Origin of the sequence: Janthinobacterium sp. 75 (assembly GCF_004365495.1) — a bacterium.
Taxonomy (GTDB): Bacteria; Pseudomonadota; Gammaproteobacteria; order Burkholderiales; family Burkholderiaceae_D; genus Janthinobacterium.
Window position 1 is genome coordinate 2,778,464 of the sequence record NZ_SORD01000001.1, and the last position, 20,880, is coordinate 2,799,343.

At 64.0% G+C, this 20,880-nt stretch carries 14 protein-coding genes; 12 read left to right on the plus strand and 2 right to left on the minus strand.

Annotated features, from left to right (window positions below; genetic code table 11):
• Position 1 precedes the first annotated feature (1 nt).
• On the plus strand, positions 2–823 hold the full coding sequence (locus C8C89_RS12675; RefSeq protein ID WP_133990168.1) for an APH(3') family aminoglycoside O-phosphotransferase: 822 nt from the start codon (positions 2–4) through the stop codon (positions 821–823).
• Positions 824–867: 44 nt separating this feature from the next.
• Here the strand turns inward: C8C89_RS12675 and C8C89_RS12680 are convergent, their stop codons facing one another.
• Positions 868–1,410 (minus strand): hypothetical protein, encoded by a 543-nt coding sequence (locus C8C89_RS12680; protein WP_133990170.1) that lies wholly within the window; start codon positions 1,408–1,410, stop codon positions 868–870.
• Between the two features lie 99 nt (positions 1,411–1,509).
• Here C8C89_RS12680 and C8C89_RS12685 point away from each other — a divergent pair, with 99 nt between their 5' ends.
• Entirely contained in the window at positions 1,510–1,893 is a 384-nt protein-coding gene (locus C8C89_RS12685; protein WP_101482066.1) for a glutaredoxin domain-containing protein, read from the plus strand.
• A gap of 20 nt (positions 1,894–1,913) precedes the next feature.
• On the opposite strand, the gene C8C89_RS12690 is transcribed toward C8C89_RS12685, so the two are convergent.
• Positions 1,914–2,150 carry a DUF3820 family protein gene (locus C8C89_RS12690; protein WP_071076391.1) on the minus strand — a complete coding sequence of 79 codons (237 nt, stop codon included), beginning with the start codon at positions 2,148–2,150 and terminating at the stop codon, positions 1,914–1,916.
• A gap of 144 nt (positions 2,151–2,294) precedes the next feature.
• Here C8C89_RS12690 and C8C89_RS12695 point away from each other — a divergent pair, with 144 nt between their 5' ends.
• The 10 genes from C8C89_RS12695 (at position 2,295) to C8C89_RS12740 (ending at position 20,761) form a co-directional block, all read left to right on the plus strand.
• Positions 2,295–3,506, plus strand: a complete 1,212-nt coding sequence (locus tag C8C89_RS12695) for an MFS transporter (protein WP_133990172.1) — start codon at positions 2,295–2,297, stop codon at positions 3,504–3,506.
• Between the two features lie 138 nt (positions 3,507–3,644).
• Positions 3,645–5,651: an alkaline phosphatase PhoX gene (locus C8C89_RS12700; RefSeq protein ID WP_101482064.1), complete on the plus strand. Its 2,007-nt coding sequence runs from the start codon at positions 3,645–3,647 to the stop codon at positions 5,649–5,651.
• Positions 5,652–5,826: 175 nt separating this feature from the next.
• Complete coding sequence (locus C8C89_RS12705; protein ID WP_101482063.1) at positions 5,827–7,044, plus strand: YeeE/YedE family protein; 1,218 nt, start codon at positions 5,827–5,829, stop codon at positions 7,042–7,044.
• A 69-nt stretch (positions 7,045–7,113) separates the two neighbouring features.
• Positions 7,114–8,577, plus strand: a complete 1,464-nt coding sequence (locus tag C8C89_RS12710; RefSeq protein WP_133990174.1) for a sodium:solute symporter — start codon at positions 7,114–7,116, stop codon at positions 8,575–8,577.
• 89 nt (positions 8,578–8,666) lie between these two features.
• The gene (gene sppA, locus C8C89_RS12715) at positions 8,667–10,541 is read left to right on the plus strand and encodes a signal peptide peptidase SppA (RefSeq protein ID WP_133990176.1); all 1,875 of its coding nucleotides are present in this window, start codon (positions 8,667–8,669) and stop codon (positions 10,539–10,541) included.
• A 75-nt stretch (positions 10,542–10,616) separates the two neighbouring features.
• Positions 10,617–11,156, plus strand: a complete 540-nt coding sequence (locus C8C89_RS12720) for a GNAT family N-acetyltransferase (RefSeq protein ID WP_133990178.1) — start codon at positions 10,617–10,619, stop codon at positions 11,154–11,156.
• A 428-nt stretch (positions 11,157–11,584) separates the two neighbouring features.
• The gene (locus C8C89_RS12725; protein ID WP_133990180.1) at positions 11,585–12,979 is read left to right on the plus strand and encodes an efflux RND transporter periplasmic adaptor subunit; all 1,395 of its coding nucleotides are present in this window, start codon (positions 11,585–11,587) and stop codon (positions 12,977–12,979) included.
• The gene (locus tag C8C89_RS12730; protein WP_133990182.1) at positions 12,976–16,095 is read left to right on the plus strand and encodes an efflux RND transporter permease subunit; all 3,120 of its coding nucleotides are present in this window, start codon (positions 12,976–12,978) and stop codon (positions 16,093–16,095) included. The genes C8C89_RS12725 and C8C89_RS12730 overlap by 4 nt, the downstream gene beginning before the upstream one ends.
• Positions 16,092–19,343, plus strand: a complete 3,252-nt coding sequence (locus C8C89_RS12735; RefSeq protein WP_133990184.1) for an efflux RND transporter permease subunit — start codon at positions 16,092–16,094, stop codon at positions 19,341–19,343. The genes C8C89_RS12730 and C8C89_RS12735 overlap by 4 nt, the downstream gene beginning before the upstream one ends.
• Entirely contained in the window at positions 19,340–20,761 is a 1,422-nt protein-coding gene (locus C8C89_RS12740) for an efflux transporter outer membrane subunit (RefSeq protein WP_166674722.1), read from the plus strand. Before C8C89_RS12735 ends, C8C89_RS12740 begins: the two co-directional genes overlap by 4 nt.
• Positions 20,762–20,880: the final 119 nt, after the last annotated feature.

Genomic DNA, 20,880 nt, shown 5'->3' on the forward strand with positions numbered 1-20,880 from the left:
GATGAGCATATCCAAAAGCCGGCAAGTCGCCATGACGGCAGCCATGCCCGTCAGCCTGCGCGCCGCCGTGGCTGCTTCTCTGTGGACGCGCGACAGCGCCGGTGAGTCGGGCGCTGCCGTCTACCGCCTGCAGGGCCGGGATGGTGGGCCGGACCTGTACCTGAAACACGGCGGGGGGGCGGAGGCCGCCGACATTGCCCATGAAATGGCGCGGCTGCGCTGGCTGGCGCAGTACCTGCCTGTGCCGGCCGTGGTCCAGTTCGCCCGCGTGGCAGACCCGGACCAGGCATGGCTGCTGATGACGGCCATGCCTGGCATAAGGGCGTCCGCGGTGCTGGAAGCGAGCCCTGCGCTGAGGCCCGCCGTGGTCGACGCACTGGCGGCCTTCTTGCGCCGCCTGCACGCGCTGCCCGTAAGCGACTGCCCGTTCGATGCTGGCTCTGCCGTTCGGCTGGCCCAGGCGCGCCAGCGCATTGATGCAGGCCTGGTTGATACCGACGATTTCGATGCCAGGCGCCAAGGCTGGACGGCTGAGCAGGTGTGGGTGGCGCTGCAGGACTGCCTGCCGATTACGCCAGAACTGGTCGTTACGCATGGCGATTTCTCGCCGGAGAATATCCTGATGCAGGAAGGTGCCATTAGCGGCTGCATCGACGTGGGACGGGCCGGCATTGCCGACCGCTACCAGGACCTGGCCATCGTCTGGCGTGCTCTCGGAGAGTTGGACGCCGCGCTGCAGCAAAGGTTTGTTGAGCAATATGGGCTCCTTGATATCGATCAAGGCAAACTGCAATTTCATTTGCTGCTCGATGAGCTGTTCTGAATGGAGGCCAGCGAGCAGCTGCAGGCCATCATGGCGGCGGCAGCTTACGGCTCTTCGCGCTCGGCATCGCGTTGGCGGCAGCTCAATGACGCGTAATGGCCCTTGGGCATCCTGGTCTTGATGGTCACCTCGCTCAGCTTATGTTGAACATTGACGGGGTCGGTCAAGGTGCAGCGCTGGGTGCGGGCAAACGCTTGCAGTTTCTGCGTGTTGCCGCGCACCTTTACCGTCACGCCAACGCCAGGGCTGGCGCAGCAGCCGATGTATTGCGTGATGTATTCTTCCTCGATCAGCACCAGTTCATGTCCCATGAAGCTTGCCGGCTTCTTCAGCAGGTAGTAATCGGTGTAATCGGCGCGCTGGTCGGGGTGCTTGGCCAGGTAGCCTTCGCGCATGTAGGCCCGGATGGCCTTGCCGGAGGTGCCCACTCTGTCTGTCGTGCCCTTTTTCAGGTGCAGCGCATGGATCAGGCCCATTTCGAGCCCAGGATCGGCAGCGGCGAGGGCGCTGGTGCAACTGGCGGCGAGCAGAAGAGCGCCGAGCAGGCGGCGGGTGCGGCATTGCGGTATGGAAGTGATTCCTTGCATATATTCCACGCGAAGAGGGGAAGAGGCGCAGTGTAGCCCACGCCAGCCTGTATGCGTGGCACAATGCGTGATCCGCATGCCACTCACCCCAGGACTTTCATGACCCGCGCCATCCTCGACGAAGCACAGATCCATCCCGCCGCCCGCCCTTTGATCGGCAGCAAACATATGGACATTGTGCGCGAAGTGCAGGCTGCCATTGCCGCGCACCAGGTGGTCGTCGTCGGCATGGCGCTCAATCCGTTTCCGCGCAAGGCGCGCAAGATCCTCGACGTGCTGGGTACGCCCTACCAGTACCTGCAATACGGCAGTTATCTGAACCAGTGGCACCGCCGCAATGCCTTGAAAATGTGGACGGGCTGGCCAACTTTCCCCATGGTCTTTGTCAACGGCGTGCTCATCGGTGGCGCCAGCGAGCTGCAAAAGCTGGTGGAAAATGGCGAGTTCAGCGCCATGCTGGCGAAGAAGGTGCGCCAGTTTTAAGACCCGCCTTACGACTCTACTTACTCGCCCGGCCGCCACGGCGATTTGCGCGTGCGCAAGGGGTCGAGCAAGCCACGCAAATCGTTGTGATCGAGCTCGTACATCAGCGCGATTAAACTGCCCAGTTCGCCAGAGGGGAAGCCCTCGCGCGCGAACCAACCCAGGTAGTGTCCCGGCAAATCGGCCAGCAGCCGCCCCTGATATTTCCCATATGGCATTTCGCGCGTGACCAGCAGCGCCAGTTTTTCTGAATTCATGCAACAGCTCCGGTTTCGATCGGGCCAGTGTAGCAGATCCATTGATTGTTGATTACAACGCAATTATCTTCTGCCTGAGCAGGTATTTTTCGCCACAAAGAAAACCCCGATACTGCATGCCAACATCTTTTATCGGAGTTTGTCATGCCCATTGCCTTGCTCGCGCTGACCCTCAGCGCATTTGCCATCGGAACCACCGAGTTTGTTATTGTCGGGCTGTTGCCCACCATCGCCGCGGACCTGGGCGTCAACCTGCCATCGGCCGGCCTGCTGGTCAGCCTGTATGCGCTGGGCGTCGCCGTCGGCGCGCCTGTGCTGACTGCCCTGACGGGCAAGATCCCCCGCAAGACCCTGCTGCTGTCGCTGATGGTCTTGTTCACCCTGGGTAACTTGCTGGCCTGGAAGTCGCCCGGCTATGAAACCCTGGTCATCGCCCGCATCCTGACGGGGCTGGCGCACGGCGTGTTCTTTTCCATCGGTTCGACTATCGCCACCTCTCTGGTGCCGAAGGACAAGGCGGCCAGCGCGATCGCCATCATGTTTACGGGCTTGACCGTGGCCCTGGTGACGGGCGTGCCGCTGGGCACCTTCATCGGCCAGCATTTTGGCTGGCGTGAAACTTTCCTCGCCGTCTCGGCCCTGGGACTGGTGGCCTTTGTCGGCAGCCTGCTGTACGTGCCATCGACCATCGCCCACAGCAAGCCTGCTTCCTTGCTGCAGCAAGTGCAGGTGCTGGGCCAGCCGCGCCTGCTGCTGGTGTACGCCATGACGGCCGTCGGCTATGGCGGCTCCTTCATCGCTTTCACCTATCTGGCGCCGATCCTGCAGCAAATATCGGGTTTCAGCGCCGGCGCCGTGGGCGCGGTGATGCTCGTGTATGGCGTTTCCGTGGCCTTCGGCAATATCTGGGGCGGCAAGCTGGCCGACAAGAAGGGCCCCGTGCGCGCCCTGAAACTGATCTTTTTGCTGCTGGCAGCCGTCTTGCTGCTGTTGACCTTCACGGCGCCGCATCCCGTGCTGGTCGTCATCACCGTGCTGCTGTGGGGCGCCGTGGCCTTCGGTAACGTGGCCGGTTTGCAAGTGTATGTGGTGCAGCAGGCCGAGCACTTCACGCCCCGCGCCGTGGACGTGGCCTCGGGCCTGAACATCGCCGCCTTCAACCTGGGCATCGCCGGCGGCGCCTGGGGCGGCGGCCTGATCGTGGAACACCTGGGCCTCGTGCACACGGGCTGGATCGGCGCCCTCGTCGTGCTCGGTGCATTTGGCTTGACGGCCCTGAGCGGCCGCCTGGATCGATTGAACCCTATCCCCGTGCGGGCTGCCGGCGAAAAATCGATGCATGCGACAGGCCATTGAAACCCTGAGTGCCCGCTTGCCCTTACTTCCCGGAACAGTTTGCCTGTAATCAAGCTGAAATATTTGTCGTTTATGCTCCGGCCTCGTATTCAAGCTGGTCTGTCCCACGATATTTATTTATAACGGAAGAAACAAAAAATGTCGAATTTCGTCCCTGAGTCCTCACGTCGCCGCCTGTTGCAACTGTTTGCCGGTGCACCCATGCTGCCTTTGGCCGGCTTGACCGGTGTCAGCGCCTTTCTGTCCGGTTGTGGCGGTAGTTCGAATAACGACGTGCCGCCGGTGACCACGCCAGGCACAGGCACCCCGGCTGCGACCTTTACCACGGCAGAATTCACCGGCATGGCGGCGCCACTGGCGAGCGCGCCTGCCGCGCTGGCCACAACCACCGTCGGCTCCAAGCTCAAGGTCAATTTCAGCGATGGCAGCAGCAACAGCTACAACCTGGCGTACCAGCCTTTCTTCCTGACCGGCGACCGTGTGCCTGATGGCAAGGGCGGAACGGTGATTGCGGGCGGCTACTTCGACATCAGGAACCAGCCTATCATCGACAGCTCGGTGCCGGGCAAGGAACGCCAGTTCTTCTCGGACTCGCCAGACGGCAGCTCGATGCTGACGGTGGCCAACGCCACCGTGACCGGCGTCAAGGGCAAGCCTGTGTTTGCCGTCGTGCAGTTTGAATATAACTCGCTCAACCAGGCCGGCGCATCCACCTACGGCACGCTGCCGTCGCCGATCGCCGTGCTGACCCTGGATCAGGACCAGACCACCGGCAAGTTGTCGCTGGTGAAATACCACAATGTCGATACTTCGTCCGTCAAAGGCCTGTGGATTACCTGCGGCGCCAGCCTGTCGCCTTGGAACACCCATTTGTCGAGCGAAGAGTATGAACCCGATGCCTTCGACCAAGGCCTGGGTGGCCAGACCCTGGCCGTGCTCAAGGAATTCAGCAAGAACGTCTTTGGCGATACGACTACCGCCAATGCGTATGACTACGGCCACCTGCCGGAAGTGTCGGTAAACCCGGACGGCACCGGCAGCATCAAGAAGCACTACTGCCTGGGCCGCTACTCGCGCGAACTGGTGCAGGTGATGCCAGACCAGCGCACCATCCTGGGCGGTGACGACTATACGAATGGCGGGCTGTTCATGTTTGTGGCCGACAAGATCGCCGACCTGGCGGCAGGCGGCACCCTGTACGTCGCCAAATACACCACCCAGCTGACCGAGACCACCACCGGCAAGCTGCAATGGGTCAAGCTGGGCCATGCGACGCACGCCGAGATCAAGGCGCTGGTCGACGGTGGCATCAAGGCCACCGACATCATGGATTCGACCTTGGTCGATCCGTCCGATGCCAGCTACACGAAGATCGTCCTGAACAAGAAAACCGCCTGGGTCAGAGTCAAGGCTGGCCAGGAAAAAGCCGCCGCTTTTCTGGAAACCCACCGGTACGCCGCCCTCAAGGGTGGCAGCATGGCATTTACCAAGAACGAAGGCACGACGGTCAACGCCAAGGACAAGATTGCCTACTCGGCGTATGCCAACATCCAGGACTCGATGGTCGAAGGCGGTGCGGGCTACGTGGCCGGCAACAACGTCAAGTTCAAGAAACTGGTGGCGGGCGGCGTTGTGTCGCACAAGCTGGCGGGCGGACAGAAGGATGACACCGGCGCGGCGATCGACAGCGAATGGGTGCCGAGCGAATCGACCCTGCTGATCGCAGGTGAGGACATCGCGGCCGATGGCCTGGGCAATACCGCCAACCCGGCCAAGATTGCCAGTCCCGACAACTTGAAATTCTCAGAAAAACTGCGCACCCTGTTCATCGGCGAGGACAGCGGCAACCACCTGAACAACTTCCTGTGGGCGTACAACGTCGATACCAGGAAGCTGGAACGTTTGCTGTCCTGCCCGGCCGGCGCGGAATCGACCGGTCTGCATGCGGTCGATGAGATCAATGGCTGGACCTATGTGATGAGCAACTTCCAGCATCCGGGTGATGAGTGGAACCGCTTCCCCGGCCTGCCATCGGCGCTGAAGGATCAGATCAACATCATCATCAACACCAACTACAACAGCAAGGCCAGCGGCGCTGTCGGCTATCTGACGGCGGAACTGACGCAGGTGAAACTGTCGAAATGATGCGCGCCGTCCGATAAGGGCTGCAGGTACGCAGGGCAGGGGGGCAGGCCTTCCTTGCCGGCGTGCCGCCCGCCATCTTTGCATTGCTGGTGGGGCAGCAAGGCAAGCTAACTTGCTGGCAGAAAACAGCAAAACGGGGGAAAATGGTGCTTCCCTTCCTTTAGCGTTCCCTACCATGTCCGATACTGCAGCTTCATCGCTACGCCTGCGCACCGATATCAATCCGAAACCGCTGGGCGTTGCGCTTGTGCTCATCCTGCTGGGTGCGTGGTATCTGGCGCACACCGTGGGCATCAACCAGGCCGCGCTGTATGTGGTGGGCGCCTTGCTCGGCATCACCCTGTATCACGCAGCCTTCGGTTTCACGTCCGCCTGGCGCGTTTTCATTGCCGATGGCCGCGGCGACGGCTTGCGCGCGCAAATGCTGATGCTGGCCGTGGGCGTGGCGCTGTTCTTCCCCGCGCTATCGGCCGGCACCCTGTTCGGCACGCCCGTCGCGGGCCTGGTTTCTCCCGCTGGCACCTCGGTGATCTTTGGCGCCTTCATCTTCGGTATCGGCATGCAGCTGGGCGGCGGTTGCGCCTCCGGCACCCTGTACACGGTCGGTGGCGGCAGCACGCGCATGCTTGTCACCCTGGCTGCCTTCATTGTCGGCTCCGTGATCGGCACGGCGCACATGCCATTCTGGACCTCGCTGCCGCAACTCAAGCCCATTTCCCTCGTCACGACCCTGGGCCTGGTACCGGCACTGGCGCTGAACTGGATCGTTTTCGCGCTGATCGCAGGCATCACGGTCCTCGTTGAAAAGCGTCGCCACGGCAAGCTCGTCGCGACACCGCTGCGCCCGGCGCAGTCGTCGCCCTGGCTGCACGGCCCGTGGCCGCTGGTGGCGGGCGCCGTGGCGCTCGTCGTGCTGAACTTCGCCACCCTGGCGCTGTCGGGCAAGCCGTGGGGCGTGACGTCCGCGTTCGCCCTGTGGGGCGCGAAAGCCGCATCCGTGGTCGGCATTGACACGGCCAGCTGGGCTTACTGGTCCACCAAGGCCAACGCGGCCGCCCTGGCCGCGCCGCTGACGCAAGACAAGACGTCCGTGATGGACATCGGCATCGTGCTGGGCGCCATGCTGGCCGCCGCGCTGGCGGGCCGCTATGCGCCCGTGTGGCGCATCCCGCGTCGCTCGATCATCGCCGCCGTCGTGGGCGGCTTGCTGCTCGGCTACGGCGCGCGCCTGGCCTACGGCTGTAATATCGGCGCGTATTTCAGCGGTATCGTCTCGGGCAGCCTGCACGGCTGGCTGTGGCTGGTGTGCGCCTTCGTCGGCAATGTCGTCGGCACGCGCTTGCGCCCGTGGTTCGGCCTGGAAGTGGAGCGCGTGAAACCGACCGGCTGCTGAGACCGGCGTAAATAGGGGCTTTGCTGTATATTTCTGCCCCTGTTCCACTTTGCCGCCAGCGCAACGCCCATGTCGCCCACCATCCTTTTTGCCGTCGTCCTCGCCTATTTCCTGATCCTGCTGGGCGTGGCGTGGCGCACCTCGCGCCACGCCACCAACGACAGTTTTTTCATCGGCAACAAGGACAGCAACTGGATGCTGGTGGCCTTCGGCATGGTGGGCACCACGCTCACGGGTGTCACTTTCATCAGCGTGCCGGGCGCCGTGGGGAGCAATGGTTTCGGCTACGTCCAGCTGATGATCGGCTATGTACTGGGCTACCTTGCCATCACGTTTATTCTGCTGCCGCTGTACTACCGGCTGCAGCTGACCTCCATTTACCGTTACCTGGAGCTGCGCCTGGGCCGGCGTTCCTACCAGAGCGGGGCGGCGTTCTTTATTCTTTCGCGCCTGCTGGGCGCCACGGCGCGGCTGTATCTGGTGGTCAATATCCTGCAGGCAACGATACTCGACAGCCTGGGCGTGCCATTCTGGCTGACGGCCGGTGTCGTGCTGCTGCTGATCCTGCTCTACACGTATGAAGGTGGCGTGAAAACCATCGTCTGGACCGATACCCTGCAAACGGCGTGCATGCTGGCAGGCCTCGTCATCTGCAGCATATTCCTGTTGCGCGAGATGGACCTGTCCCTCGTCGACAGCCTGGAACACATGCGCGCGCAGGGCCTCACGCGCATCTTCACCGTCGACCCGGACAGCCCCGCGTATGTGTGGAAGCACGTTCTCGCCGGCATGTTCATCACGATTGCCATGACGGGCATGGACCAGGAAATGATGCAAAAGAACATTTCCGTGCGCACCTTGCGCGATTCGCAAAAGAATATGCTCAGCCTGACCGTCGTGCTGACGGGCGTGCTGCTGCTGTTTCTCTTCCTCGGCGGCTTGCTGCACCTGTATGCGCCGCTGGCGGGCGTGACGGCCACGGGCGATAAACTGTTCCCCGCCGTGGTGCTCGGGCACTTCCCCGCCGTGGTGCAGCTGATTTTCTTCATCGCCCTCATTTCCGCCCTGTTTCCCAGCGTGGACGGGGCGCTCACTGCCTTGACGTCGACTTTTTGCATCGACATCCTGGGCCTGCAGCGCAGGACGGATTTGACCCCGGTGGCGCAGATGCGCTGGCGCCGCCGCGTCCACCTGGGCTTTTCCGCACTGTTCCTGATCCTGATCATGGCCTTCAAGTGGATCGATAGTCCCAGCATGATAGGCGTGATCCTGAAGCTGGCCAGCTATACCTATGGGCCGCTGCTGGGCCTGTTCGCCTTCGGCTTGCTGAGCCGGCGCGACGTGCGCGACCGTTGGGTGCCGCTGGTGGCCATCGCCGGGCCATTGCTGTGCGCCCTGATCGAAGGGGAGCAGGCGCGGCTGTTCGAGCATTACCGCATCGGCCTGGAATTGCTGATATTGAATGGTGCCCTGGTGCTGGGGGGGCTGTTTCTCATTTCCATGCCGTCAGGGCGGGGAGGCAAGAGCGCGTAATATTGTCAAAATAAGACGAATCCTACGACGATTCCGGCCGTTTTCAGCTATATTGATTTCCTTTAGGCATATCACCTCACGGAGCATCAATGTCACTGAACCCCTTCCCGCCGCTGCGCCGCGGCTTTGGCGCATTCTGGCGCGCGCTGGACGCCACCCGCCGCGCAGTCATCAATCTGATTTTCCTGCTGATCGTCATCGCCATCCTGATCGCCATCTTTGGCGGCGGCGCCAAGCCCCTGGCGGAAAAGACCACCCTGGTGCTGGACTTGCAAGGGCCGCTGGTCGAGGAAACCCCGGGCGGCGTGCGCGAGGCGGTGCTGGCCAATGTCAGCGGCGAAGTCAAGAAAAGCGTGCAGTTGCGCGATGTACTGGCGGTGCTCGACACGGCGGCCAAGGACAAGAACATCGGCTCCATGGTGATCCTGCTCGACGAGTTGCAGGGCGGCGGTCTCGCTTCGCTGCGCGAAGTGGCGGCCGGCGTGGAACGCTTCCGCGCCACCGGCAAGAAAGTCACGGCCTGGGGTTCGAGCTACAACCAGCGCCAGTACCTGGTGGCTGCCAAGGCCGATGAGGTGTATCTGCACCCGATGGGCGGCGTCATGCTGGAAGGCTTTGGCCGCTACCGTAATTACTACCGCGACGCGCTCGACAAAGTGGGCGTGACGGTCAACCTGCTGAAAGTGGGCACGTATAAAAGCGCGGCCGAGCCTTTCATCGCCAACGGCCCGTCCGAAGCGGCGGCCGAAGCGGACCGCTACCTGAACAACGGTTTGTGGACCACCTATACGTCGGACGTGGAAAAGGCGCGCAAGCTGCCGGCCGGCGCCATCATGCAATCGATCGACAATCTGCCTGCCTTGATGACGGCGGCCGGCGGCGACCTGGGCAAGCTTTCGCTGGATGCCAAGCTGGTCGACGGCCTGAAAACGCGCGATGAACTGCGCCAGTTCATGATGGCGCGCGGCGCCAAAAATACGGAAGGCACGAACTTCCGCCAGATCAATTACACGGATTACCTGGCGCGCCTGCGCCCCGTGCACATCGGCGACGCCGTCGGCGTGGTCATCGCTTCCGGTGAAATCGGCGACGGCATCGCGCCACCGGGCGCCATCGGCGGCCTGTCCACCTCGCGTTTGATCCGCCAGGCGCGCGAAGACAAATCGATCAAGGCCATCGTGCTGCGCGTCGATTCGCCGGGCGGCAGCGCCTTCGGCTCGGAACTGATCCGCCGCGAACTGGAACTGACGCGCGCCGCCGGCAAGCCGGTGGTCGTCTCGATGGGCAACGTGGCCGCTTCGGGCGGCTACTGGATCAGCACCTCGTCCGATGAAGTGATCGCCGACGCGGCCACCATCACCGGTTCCATCGGCGTGTTCGCGATTTTGCCGACGGCCGACAAGGTAGTGGAAAAGCTGGGCATCCACACGGCAGGTTCGCCCACCACCTGGCTGGCCGACGCGGGCAACCCCCTGCGTCCGCTCGACCCCCGTTTTGCGCAAGTGATCCAGGGCTCGATCAACCACGTGTATGGCGATTTCCTGAACCTGGCCGCGAAGGCGCGCAAGACCACGCCTGAAAAGATCAATGAAGTGGCGCAGGGCCGCGTCTGGACGGGCTTGCAGGCGAAAGAACGCAACCTGGTCGACCGTATCGGCAGCTATGGCGATGCGCTGGCCTCGGCCGCCAAGCGCGCCAAGCTGGGCAGCGACTACCGCGTGACCTACCTGGAGCAGGAAACGTCGAACGTGGACCGTTTGATCGGCATGTTCGGCTCCAAGGCCATGGCCTCACTGGGCCTGGGCGAGCACGTGAAACTGGGCCTGGCCAGCACGGGCCTGCCGGCCGACGCGGCGCTAGGCATGGCGCAGGACCTGAGCTGGCTGTCGGGCATCACGCGCGAGCACAAACCATTCATGGCCCTCACGCACTGCTTGTGCGAGGTGCCTCTGGGCGGCAAGTAACATCCACATAAACTGCATACCCAAGCCGGCTTCGTCCGGCTTGTTTCATATCAGGAGCGATGCATGGCAAACGACATGAGTACACACACTGACACGGCGATCGCCATCCGCCCATGCGTGCAGGGCGATGACCAGGCGCTGGCGCTGGTGGGGCAGGCCACCTTCCTGGAAGCGTTCGCCGGTATCCTCGATGGAGCCGACGTCATCGCCCATTGCCAGCGCCAGCACGACGCGCAGCTGTACCGCGACTGGCTGGCGCTGCCGGCCATGCGTTTGTGGCTGGCCGAAGCCAGGCCCGGCGGCGCGCCCGTGGGCTATCTGGTGCTCAGTCCCGCCAGCTTGCCGGTGGCCGACCCGCATCCGCAAGATCTGGAAATCAAGCGCATCTACCTGCTGCACCGCTTCCAGGGCCAGCGCGTGGGACAGCGTTTGATGCAGGCGGCGCTGAGCCAGGCGCGCGCCAGCGGCGCAGGGCGCGTGCTGCTGGGCGTTTACGCGGAAAACCACGATGCGCTGGCGTTTTATGCGCGCTGCGGCTTTGCGCAAGTGGGCCGGCGCACTTTCCGCGTGGGCCGCACCGACTATCAGGATGTCATCCTCGGCTTGACCTTGTAAATCGAGGTAAAGAGTTTCCGTCGCCCGAGCAGCCGTATGGCGCCAGGTCAAGGCCGATGGCGGGAGATTTGTAGCGATTTTGTATCTGCATGCGAGGCGCTCGCGCACGGCTGGCGCCGCAGCGCGACGGCCCGCAAGCCTGATTTTTCCGACGTTCCCCCACAGCGGCGGCACCTCAGCCGGTCCTCCTGATCCTCCCATGCCAGTCTGGCTGTGTGTAATTGTTTCAAGTAGAAATGAAACAGAAACATGACTATGCTAGAGTCGTTTCACGCTAGGGAGCGATGTTTTTTCAGCTGACTTTCAGCTCTTGACTCCCCCGGCTGTGTACCGAAACAACCCCGAAAAACGGTCGTCCGGCCTGAGTGTGTTCCACCTCGGCCGGCGCCACAGACTCGCCGTGCCAGCGGCCTATACAAGGATAAGCGATGGATTCGCAGACAACACCCAACACCCCGCGGCGCAGCCGCCGTTCGAAAATCGTCGGCAGTGTCATTGCGCTGGCCGTCATGGCTGCGTTGGGGGGCGGTGCCTGGTACCTGACCCACTCCGGCACCAGTGCCCAGGGCGGCCCCGGCATGGGCGGACCCGGCGGGCCAGGTGGTCCTGGTGGCCCCGGTGGCGGGCGCCGTGGCGCGCCCTCGACCACCGTGGGCGTGGCCACTGCCGTGAAATCGGACCTGCCCGTGGTGCTCGATGCGCTGGGAACCGTGACGGCGGCGTCCACCGTGACGGTGCGCCCGCAAGTATCGGGCATCCTGAAGGAATTGAAATTCAAGGAAGGCGGCATGGTCAAGGCGGGCCAGGTGGTGGCGCAAATCGATCCTGCCCAGTTCGAGATGGCGCTGATGCAGGCCACGGGCCAGCGCCAGCGCGATGAAGCGCAGCTGGAAAACGCGCGCCTGACACTGAAACGCTATCAAACCCTGCTGGGCCAGGACTCCATCGCGCGCCAGGACGTCGATACGCAGGCCGCCCTGGTCAAGCAGCTGGAAGGCACGGTAATGACGGACCGCGCCGCAGAAGGCACTGCCAGACTCAATCTGGGTTATACCAAGGTGGTGTCGCCGATCAGCGGCCGCGCGGGCCTGAAGGTGGTCGATATCGGCAACCTGGTGAATACCAGCGACGCGGGCGGCGTGGTGGTGGTGACGCAGCTGTCGCCCATCGACGTGCAGTTTTCCGTGCCACAGGATAAGGTGCAGACCATCCAGGAGCGCCTGAATGCCGGCTCGGCCCTGCCGGCGCTGGCGCTGGACCGCACGCGCACGCATACCCTGGACAAGGGCAGCTTGAGCGCGCTCGATAACCAGGTCGATGTGCAGACGGGTACCGTGCGTGCCAAGGCCCGCTACACGAATGACAAGATGGCCCTGTTCCCCAGCCAGTTCGTCAACGTACGCCTGGAGTTGGGCAATATCACGGGCGCCGTGCTGGTACCCGTCACGGCCCTGCGTCACAGCAATAATGGCGACTTCGTATATGTGCTGAAAGCGGATAAAACCGTCACCGTGCGCATGGTCACGCGCGGCCAGGCCACCACCGACATGGTGGAAATCCGCGCCGGCCTGGAAGCGGGAGAGCAAGTCATCACGGAAGGCGCCGACCGCCTGAAGGAAGGCGCGAAAGTCACCCTGGCTGGCGACAAGCCGGCCGGCGCGCGCGGTGCCGGCGCGGGCGGTGCAACTGGCGCGAACGGCGAACGCCGCCACCGCCGCCAGCAGGCTGACGGCGCGGCCAGTGCATCGGCTTCCGCATCCGTACCGGCCAGTGCGCCAGCCGCAGCGCCAGCCACCGCGCCGGCGAAGGGCGCAGCGCAATGAGTCCATCGACTCCCTTCATCAAGCGCCCCGTCGCCACGGCGCTGCTGATGCTGGCCATCGTGCTGGCGGGGCTGGTCGGCTTCAAGTTCCTGCCGCTGGCCGCCTTGCCGCAAGTGGACTTCCCCACCATCCAGGTGCAGACCCTGTACCCGGGCGCCAGTCCCGAAGTCATGGGGCAGACCGTCACGGCGCCGTTGGAGCGCCAGTTCGGGCAGATGTCTGGCCTGCAGCGCATGAGTTCCACCAGCGCGGCCGGCGTCTCCATCATCACCCTGCAATTCACCCTGGGCCAGACCCTGGACGTGGCCGAGCAGGAAGTGCAGGCGGCCATCAACGCGGGCGGTTCCCTGCTGCCTACCGACTTGCCGGCGCCGCCCGTGTACGCCAAGATCAATCCGGCCGACGCGCCCGTGCTGACACTGGCGATTACCTCGGACACGATGCCGCTGACGCAGGTGCAAAACATCGTCAACACGCGTTTGGCGCTGAAGATCAGCCAGGTCAATGGCGTGGGCCTGGTGTCGCTGTCGGGCGGCCAGCGTCCCGCCGTGCGCATCCAGGGCGACACCAAATTGCTGGCGTCGTATGGCCTGGGCCTCGACAGCCTGCGCACGGCCATCGCGGGAGCCAACGTCAACAGCGCCAAGGGCAGTTTCGACGGCCCCACGCGCTCGTTTGCCATCAATGCGAATGATCAACTGGTGACGGCGGAAGACTACAAGCGCCTGATCATCACCTACAAGAATGGCGCGCCCGTGCGCCTGCTTGATGTGGCCAATGTGGTCGACAGTGCGGAAAACACGCGCCTGGGCGCCTGGTCGGGCAAACAGCCGGCCATCATCCTGAACGTGCAGCGTCAGCCCGGCGCCAACGTCATCAAGACGGTCGACGCCATCAAGGCACTGCTGCCCGACCTGCAGGCCAGCCTGCCGGCGGCCATGAAGCTCGACGTGCTGAGCGACCGCACCACGGGCATTCGCGCCTCCGTCGAACACGTGGAGATGGAGTTGCTGCTGTCCGTGCTGCTGGTGGTGCTGGTGATTTTCGCCTTCCTGCACAGCATGCGCGCCACCGTGATCGCCAGCCTGTCCGTGCCGATCTCGCTGATCGGCGCCTGCGGCGTCATGTATCTGCTCGGCTACAGCCTGAATAACTTGTCCCTGATGGCGCTGACCATTGCCACCGGCTTTGTCGTCGATGACGCCATCGTCATGATCGAAAACATCGCCCGCTACATCGAAGAGGGCGAAACGCCGATGGCCGCCGCCCTGAAGGGCGCGTCGCAGATCGGCTTTACCATCATCTCGCTGACGGTGTCCTTGATCGCCGTGCTCATTCCGCTGTTGTTCATGGGCGACGTGGTGGGCCGTTTGTTCCGCGAATTTGCCATGACCCTGGCCATCACGATCCTGATTTCCGCCGTCGTCTCGCTCACCCTGGTGCCGATGATGTCGGCGCGCTGGTTGAAAAGCCATGCCGATGAAAAAGTCAGCGCCACGGGCCAGCGCATCCAGGCTTTCCTCGACCGCGTGATCGTCCAGTACGACCATGCGCTGGTGTGGGTCTTGAAACGCCAGGGACTGACCTTGCTGGTGGCCCTGGCCACCTTGCTGTTGACGGTGATTTTGTACATCACCATCCCGAAAGGCCTGTTCCCCACGCAGGATACAGGGCAGCTGCAGGCGCGCATCGAAACCTCGCAAGCCGTGTCGTACGAACGCATGGCCACCTTGCAGCAGGCGGCGGCCAGCGCGCTGCTGGAGGACCCCGATGTCGATACCCTGAGTTCCCTGGTGGGCGTCGATGCAGCCAACAATACCATGCTGCACACGGGTAGCATGCTGATCAACCTGAAGCGCTCTCGCAGCGGCAAGCAGGACGACATCATGGAGCGCCTGCGCAACCGTGTCGCCAAGGTGGCCGGCGTGACCCTGTATCTGCAGCCGACGCAAGATTTGACCATCGATGCGGAATCGGGGCCGACGCAATACCGCGTCTCGCTCGAAGGGGCCGACACGGCCACCGTCACCGAGTGGGCCGGCAAGCTGGCGGCCCGCATGCGCGAAAAATCGCAGCTGCGCAATGTGGTCACGGACGCGGGCGCCACGGGCGCCGCCGTCGTGGTGGCCATCGACCGCGACAGCGCCGCACGCATGTCCGTCACTACGGCCACTGTCGACGACGCGCTGTACAACGCTTTCGGCCAGCGCATCATCTCGACCATTTTTACGGAAACCAACCAGTACCGCGTGATCCTCGAAGCGCAGCCCGGCATTGTCACCACGCCGGCCGACCTGTCGGAACTGCAGGTGCGCACGGGTTCCGGCAAGTCGACGCCGCTGTCCGCCTTTGCCAGCGTCAGCGAAAAACAGGCGCCGCTGCAGATCACGCACGTGGCGCAATACCCGGCCACGACGCTGGGCTTTGATACGACGCAAGGCGTGGCGCTGGGCAGCGCCGTCGACGCCATCCGGCAGGCGGCCAAGGATATCGCCTTGCCGCCATCGGTGACCCTGACCTTCCTCGGTGCGGCCGGCGCGTATGAAAACTCGCTGTCGAACCAGCTGTGGCTGATCCTGGCCGCCGTCGTCTGCGTCTACATCGTGCTGGGCGTGCTGTACGAAAGCTACATCCACCCGCTGACGATTTTGTCGACCTTGCCGTCGGCCGGCGTGGGCGCCTTGCTGGCGCTGATGATTTCCGGGCAGGACCTGGGCGTGATCGGCATCATCGGCATTATTCTCCTGATCGGCATCGTCAAGAAGAACGCCATCATGATGATCGACTTCGCCATCGAGGCCGAACGCGATGAAGGCAAGAGCCCGCAGGAAGCCATCCACCAGGCGGCGCTGCTGCGTTTCCGCCCAATCCTGATGACCACCCTGGCAGCCCTGTTCGCGGCCGTGCCGCTGATGCTGGGCTGGGGCGAGGGCGCAGAGTTGCGCCGTCCGCTGGGCCTGGCCATCTTTGGCGGCCTGATTGTCAGCCAGGTGCTGACGCTGTTTACCACGCCCGTCATCTACCTGGGCTTCGACCGCCTGGGCCAGCGCTTTGCATCCAAAACGCGGGGCGTCAACCTGGACAAGCCAGCCGATAATGCGGGGAGCGCCGCGTGAACCTGTCCGAACCGTTCGTCAAGCGTCCCATCGCCACCGTGCTGCTGACCATCGGCATCGCGCTGGCGGGTGTCGGCGCCTTCTTCGTGCTGCCTGTCTCGCCGCTGCCGCAGGTCGATTATCCGACCATTTCCGTCAGCGCCAGCCTGCCCGGCGCCAGCCCCGCGACCATGGCCACCTCGGTGGCCACGCCGCTGGAGCGGCGCCTGGGCGTGATCTCCGGCGTGAACGAAATGACGTCGTCGTCGGGCACGGGTTCGGCGCGCATCAATTTGCAGTTCGACCTGAACCGGAAGATCGATTCGGCCGCGCGCGAAGTGCAGGCGGCCATTGCCGCCGCGCGCGTGGACTTGCCGGCCACTCTGCGCAGCAATCCCACCTACCGCAAGGCCAATCCGTCCGACGCGCCCGTGATCATCCTGGCGCTGACGTCAAAAACGCGCACGCCGGGCCAGATCTACGACGCCGTGTCAAACCTGGTGCAGCAAAAGGTGGCGCAAGTCAAAGGCGTAGGCGACGTGGAACTGGGCGGCGGTTCGCTGCCGGCCGTGCGCGTGGAACTGCTGCCGTACCAGCTCAATCACTATGCCGTGTCGATGGAAGATGTGCGCGCGGCCATCCAGGCCACGAACGCCAACCGGCCCAAGGGGGCGATTTCCGGCGACGAGCGCAGCCTGCAGATTTATTCGGGCGCCAGCACGGCCTCGGGCGGGCGCAGCGCAGCCGACTACCGCAGCCTGGTGGTGGCCTGGCGCGATGGCGCCGCCATCCGCCTCGACGACGTGGCCGAAGTGGTCGACGGCGTGGAAAACACGAATACCCTGGGCCTGTTCAACGGCGACCCGGCCGTCATCGTACTGATCACGCGCCAGCCGGGCGCCAACGTCATCGCCACGGTGGACGGCGTGCGCGCGCTGCTGCCGCAACTGCAGGCGCAGCTGCCCGGCGACATCAAGCTGCAAGTGGCATCCGACAGCACCAACTCCATCCGCTCGTCCCTGCACGAGATCGAATTCACCCTGATCCTGTCCATCGTGCTGGTGGTGCTGGTGGTCAGCGCCTTCCTGCGCAGCGTGCGCGCCACCATCATCCCGGCCGTGGCCACCATCGTTTCCTTGCTGGGTACTTTCGGTGTGATGTACATTCTGGGCTTCAGCCTGAATAACCTGTCCCTGATGGCACTCACGGTGGCCACGGGCTTTGTCGTCGACGATGCCATCGTGGTGCTGGAAAATACGCAGCGCCATATCGAGGCAGGCATGGACCGCTTCAAGGCGGCCCTGCTGGGCGCGCGCGAAGTGGGTTTCACGGTGCTGTCGATCAGCCTGTCGCTGGTGGCCGTCTTCATCCCGCTGCTGTTCATGGGCGGCCAGGTGGGGCGTTTGTTCCGCGAGTTTGCCGTGACCTTGTCGGCCGCCGTCATGATTTCGCTGGTCATTTCGCTGACCACCACGCCGATGATGTGCGCCTGGCTGCTGAAAAGCGGCGAGCAGCACAAGGCGCCGGGCGCGGTGGCGCGCTGGTTCGAACGTGGCTTCGAGCGCATGCTGAAAGTGTATGAGCATTGCCTGGACTGGGCCTTGTCCAGCGCCGCGCTGGTGATGACCATCCTGGTGTTCGTCGTCGGCCTGAACGTGTATCTGTTCGCGGCCGCGCCCAAGGGCTTCTTCCCGCAGCAGGATACGGGGCAGATCAACGGCGGCATGCGCGCCGACCAGAGCATCTCGTTCCAGGCCATGCAGGGCAAGCTGCGCCAGCTGGTCAACATCATCAAGGACGATCCTGCCGTCGCCACCGTCGTCGGCTTTACGGGCGGGGGCAGGGCAGGGGGCGGTTTCATGTTCATCGATCTGAAACCGGCCTCGCAGCGCACGGACAAGGGGCAGGCCGTGATTGCGCGCCTGCGCCCGCAGCTGGCCAAGGTGACGGGCATTTCGCTGTTCCTCAATCCCGTGCAGGACTTGCGCATGGGCGGGCGTTCCAGCAATTCGACCTACCAGTACACCCTGATCAGCGACAACCAGGCCGATTTGAAGAAATGGGCGGCGAAACTGGCCGACCAGATGAAGCTGCAGCCGGCCCTGATCGACGTCGATACGGACCAGGCGGAAAACGGAGTGGAAACCTTTGTCAGCATCGACAAGGACCGGGCCACGCAGCTGGGCGTGCAAGTCAAGGATATCGACAATGCGCTGTACAACAGCTTCGGCCAGCGCCAGGTGGCGACCATCTACGATGAGCTGAACCAGTACCACGTGATTATGGAAGTGGCGCCCCGCTACGCGCAAAGCCCGGAAGCGCTGCGCTCCGTGTATGTGCCGGCGTCGAATGCGGCTGCCGTCGCCGCCACGGCCACGGCCACCAGCGCCGCTACGGCCACCACCAGCGTGGCCGCGACGACGTCCAACACGACGGCGGCGCGCGATCCGTCCAGCGGCTCGGCATTGAGCACCACCCTGGCGACGATGGTGCCGCTGTCGTCGTTCAGCAGCTTTGCCGAAAGCTCGACGGCGACCTCCATCAATCACCAGGGCGGGGAGCTGGCCACCACCGTGTCGTTCAATCTCAGCGACGGCTATCCGCTCAGCGACGGGCAGGCCGCCGTGGCCCAGGCAGAGTCGGAGATCGGCATGCCGGTGAATGTGCGCGGCAGCTTCCAGGGTTCGGCGAAGAGTGCGCAGGACAGCAACAAGGAGCAGCCGCTGCTGATCCTGGCGGCCATCGTGGTGATTTACATCGTGCTGGGCATCCTGTACGAAAGCCTGATACATCCGATTACCGTGCTATCGACTTTGCCGTCGGCGGGGGTGGGCGCCGTGCTGGCCTTGCTGCTGTTCCGCATGGAGTTTTCCATCATCGCCCTGATCGGCGTGTTCCTGTTGATCGGCATCGTCAAGAAAAATGCTATATTGATCATCGACTTCGCGCTGGAGGCCGAGCGTTCGCGCGGGCTGACAGCTGTGGAGGCGGTGCGCGAGGCATGTTTGCTGCGTTTCCGCCCCATTCTGATGACCACTCTGGCGGCGGCGCTTGGCGCCTTGCCGCTGGCGATCGGTTTCGGCGAGGGGTCAGAGCTACGCCAGCCCTTGGGGGTCGCCATCATTGGCGGCCTGATTGCCAGCCAGTTACTCACATTGCTGACCACCCCGGTGGTCTACATCCTGCTCGACAAGCTGCGCACGCGCAGTGCCGACGAGCAGCAATTGAGCCGCATTTCTGGGCCAGATAACCCGAGCACACAATCATGAAGCAAGTAAAACCTATCGTATCCACCGTTCCTGCCCGCCATTTTCTGGCAGTGGCCGCCGCTGCCCTGCTGGCCGGCTGCGCCGTCAGCCCCGCGTATGAAGTACCCACGGCCGCCGCGCCGCAAACGTTCAAGGAGGCGGCCGGCTGGCAAGCGGCCGTGCCGGCCGATACCCTGGAACGGGGTCCCTGGTGGACCCTGTTCGGCGACGCGCAATTGAACCAGCTGGCCGAAGGCATTGAAGTATCGAACCAGAACGTGGCCGAAGCCGTTGCCTCGTATGAGCAGGCGCGCGCTCTGGTGCGCGAACAGCGCGCCTCGCTGTTTCCTACCGTGAGCCTGACGGGCAGCGGCGCCCGTTCCGGCGGCGGGGGCGAGCAGCAGACGAACAATAATTTCAAGGCGGCCATTGGCGCCTCGTGGGAACCGGATATCTGGGGCCGCCTGCGCGCCGGCGTGACGGGGGCGGACGCCAGCGCATCGGCCAGCGCGGCCGACCTGGCCGCCGCGCGCCTGTCGGCGCAGGGCGAGCTGGCCATCAATTATTTTTCGCTGCGCCAGAGCGATGCGCAGATCGCGCTGCTGAACGCCACCATCGCCGGCTACAAGCGCGTGCTCGACATCACCAGCAACCGTTTCAACTCCGGCATCGCCGCCAAGTCCGACCTGCTGCAGGCGCAGACGCAGCTGGCCAATGCGCAGATCGATCTGTCCAGCCAGGTGCGCGCGCGCGCACAGCTCGAACATGCGATCGCCATCCTGCTGGGGAAAGCGCCGTCCGACTTCAGCCTGGCCGTTGCGCCGTGGACCCTGACCGTGCCCGAGGTGCCGCTGGGCGTGCCGTCGACCCTGCTGCAGCGCCGTCCTGACATCGCCGCCGCCGAGCGCAGGGTGGCCGTGGCCAACGAGCAGATCGGCATTGCCCGCTCCGCCTACTATCCGAGCCTGAACCTGACGGGTTCCTACGGTTCCGGCGCCAGCCGTGTGGGCGACCTGTTCAATGCTTCGTCGAGCCTGTGGTCGCTGGGCGTGTCGGCCGCGCAAACCCTGTTCAACGCGGGCGCCACCACGGCCAGCGTGGATGCGGCCAAGGCGGGGCATGAGGCCGCCGTGGCACGCTACCGCCAGACGGTACTGGCAGCCTTTGGCGCCGTGGAAGACCAGTTGTCGGCCACGCGCGCGCTGGCCGAGCAGCTGGCCTTGCGCCAGCAGGCGTCGTCGGCCGCCGACCAGGTGGAGCAGCAAATGCTGAACCGCTACAACGCGGGCCAGGTCGGCTATACGGACGTGGTGACGGCGCAAGTGACGGCCCTGTCGGCGCGCCGTTCGCTGGTGCAGGCCCAGGCTGACCGGCAGACGACGGCCGTGGCCTTGATCCAGTCGCTGGGCGGCGGCTGGCATGTGCCGCAGACGCAGTAGGCGGCAGGCGGGCGCCGGTTAGCGCCCCGGGCCAAATTCGCGTTTTTACGCGCGGCTTGGGTGCTAAAATGCAAGATTATCCATCCGCCAGCCTGGCGCACGTGCCGCGGCTGCATTCT

What these genes read in the sequence shown, in the direction of transcription:
- C8C89_RS12675 (WP_133990168.1), top strand. Translation starts at nt 2, where the DNA reads ATGAGCATATCCAAAAGCCGGCAAGTCGCCATGACGGCAGCCATGCCC.
- C8C89_RS12680 (WP_133990170.1), bottom strand. Translation starts at nt 1,410, where the DNA reads ATGCAAGGAATCACTTCCATACCGCAATGCCGCACCCGCCGCCTGCTC.
- C8C89_RS12685 (WP_101482066.1), top strand. Translation starts at nt 1,510, where the DNA reads ATGACCCGCGCCATCCTCGACGAAGCACAGATCCATCCCGCCGCCCGC.
- C8C89_RS12690 (WP_071076391.1), bottom strand. Translation starts at nt 2,150, where the DNA reads ATGAATTCAGAAAAACTGGCGCTGCTGGTCACGCGCGAAATGCCATAT.
- C8C89_RS12695 (WP_133990172.1), top strand. Translation starts at nt 2,295, where the DNA reads ATGCCCATTGCCTTGCTCGCGCTGACCCTCAGCGCATTTGCCATCGGA.
- C8C89_RS12700 (WP_101482064.1), top strand. Translation starts at nt 3,645, where the DNA reads ATGTCGAATTTCGTCCCTGAGTCCTCACGTCGCCGCCTGTTGCAACTG.
- C8C89_RS12705 (WP_101482063.1), top strand. Translation starts at nt 5,827, where the DNA reads ATGTCCGATACTGCAGCTTCATCGCTACGCCTGCGCACCGATATCAAT.
- C8C89_RS12710 (WP_133990174.1), top strand. Translation starts at nt 7,114, where the DNA reads ATGTCGCCCACCATCCTTTTTGCCGTCGTCCTCGCCTATTTCCTGATC.
- sppA (WP_133990176.1), top strand. Translation starts at nt 8,667, where the DNA reads ATGTCACTGAACCCCTTCCCGCCGCTGCGCCGCGGCTTTGGCGCATTC.
- C8C89_RS12720 (WP_133990178.1), top strand. Translation starts at nt 10,617, where the DNA reads ATGAGTACACACACTGACACGGCGATCGCCATCCGCCCATGCGTGCAG.
- C8C89_RS12725 (WP_133990180.1), top strand. Translation starts at nt 11,585, where the DNA reads ATGGATTCGCAGACAACACCCAACACCCCGCGGCGCAGCCGCCGTTCG.
- C8C89_RS12730 (WP_133990182.1), top strand. Translation starts at nt 12,976, where the DNA reads ATGAGTCCATCGACTCCCTTCATCAAGCGCCCCGTCGCCACGGCGCTG.
- C8C89_RS12740 (WP_166674722.1), top strand. Translation starts at nt 19,340, where the DNA reads ATGAAGCAAGTAAAACCTATCGTATCCACCGTTCCTGCCCGCCATTTT.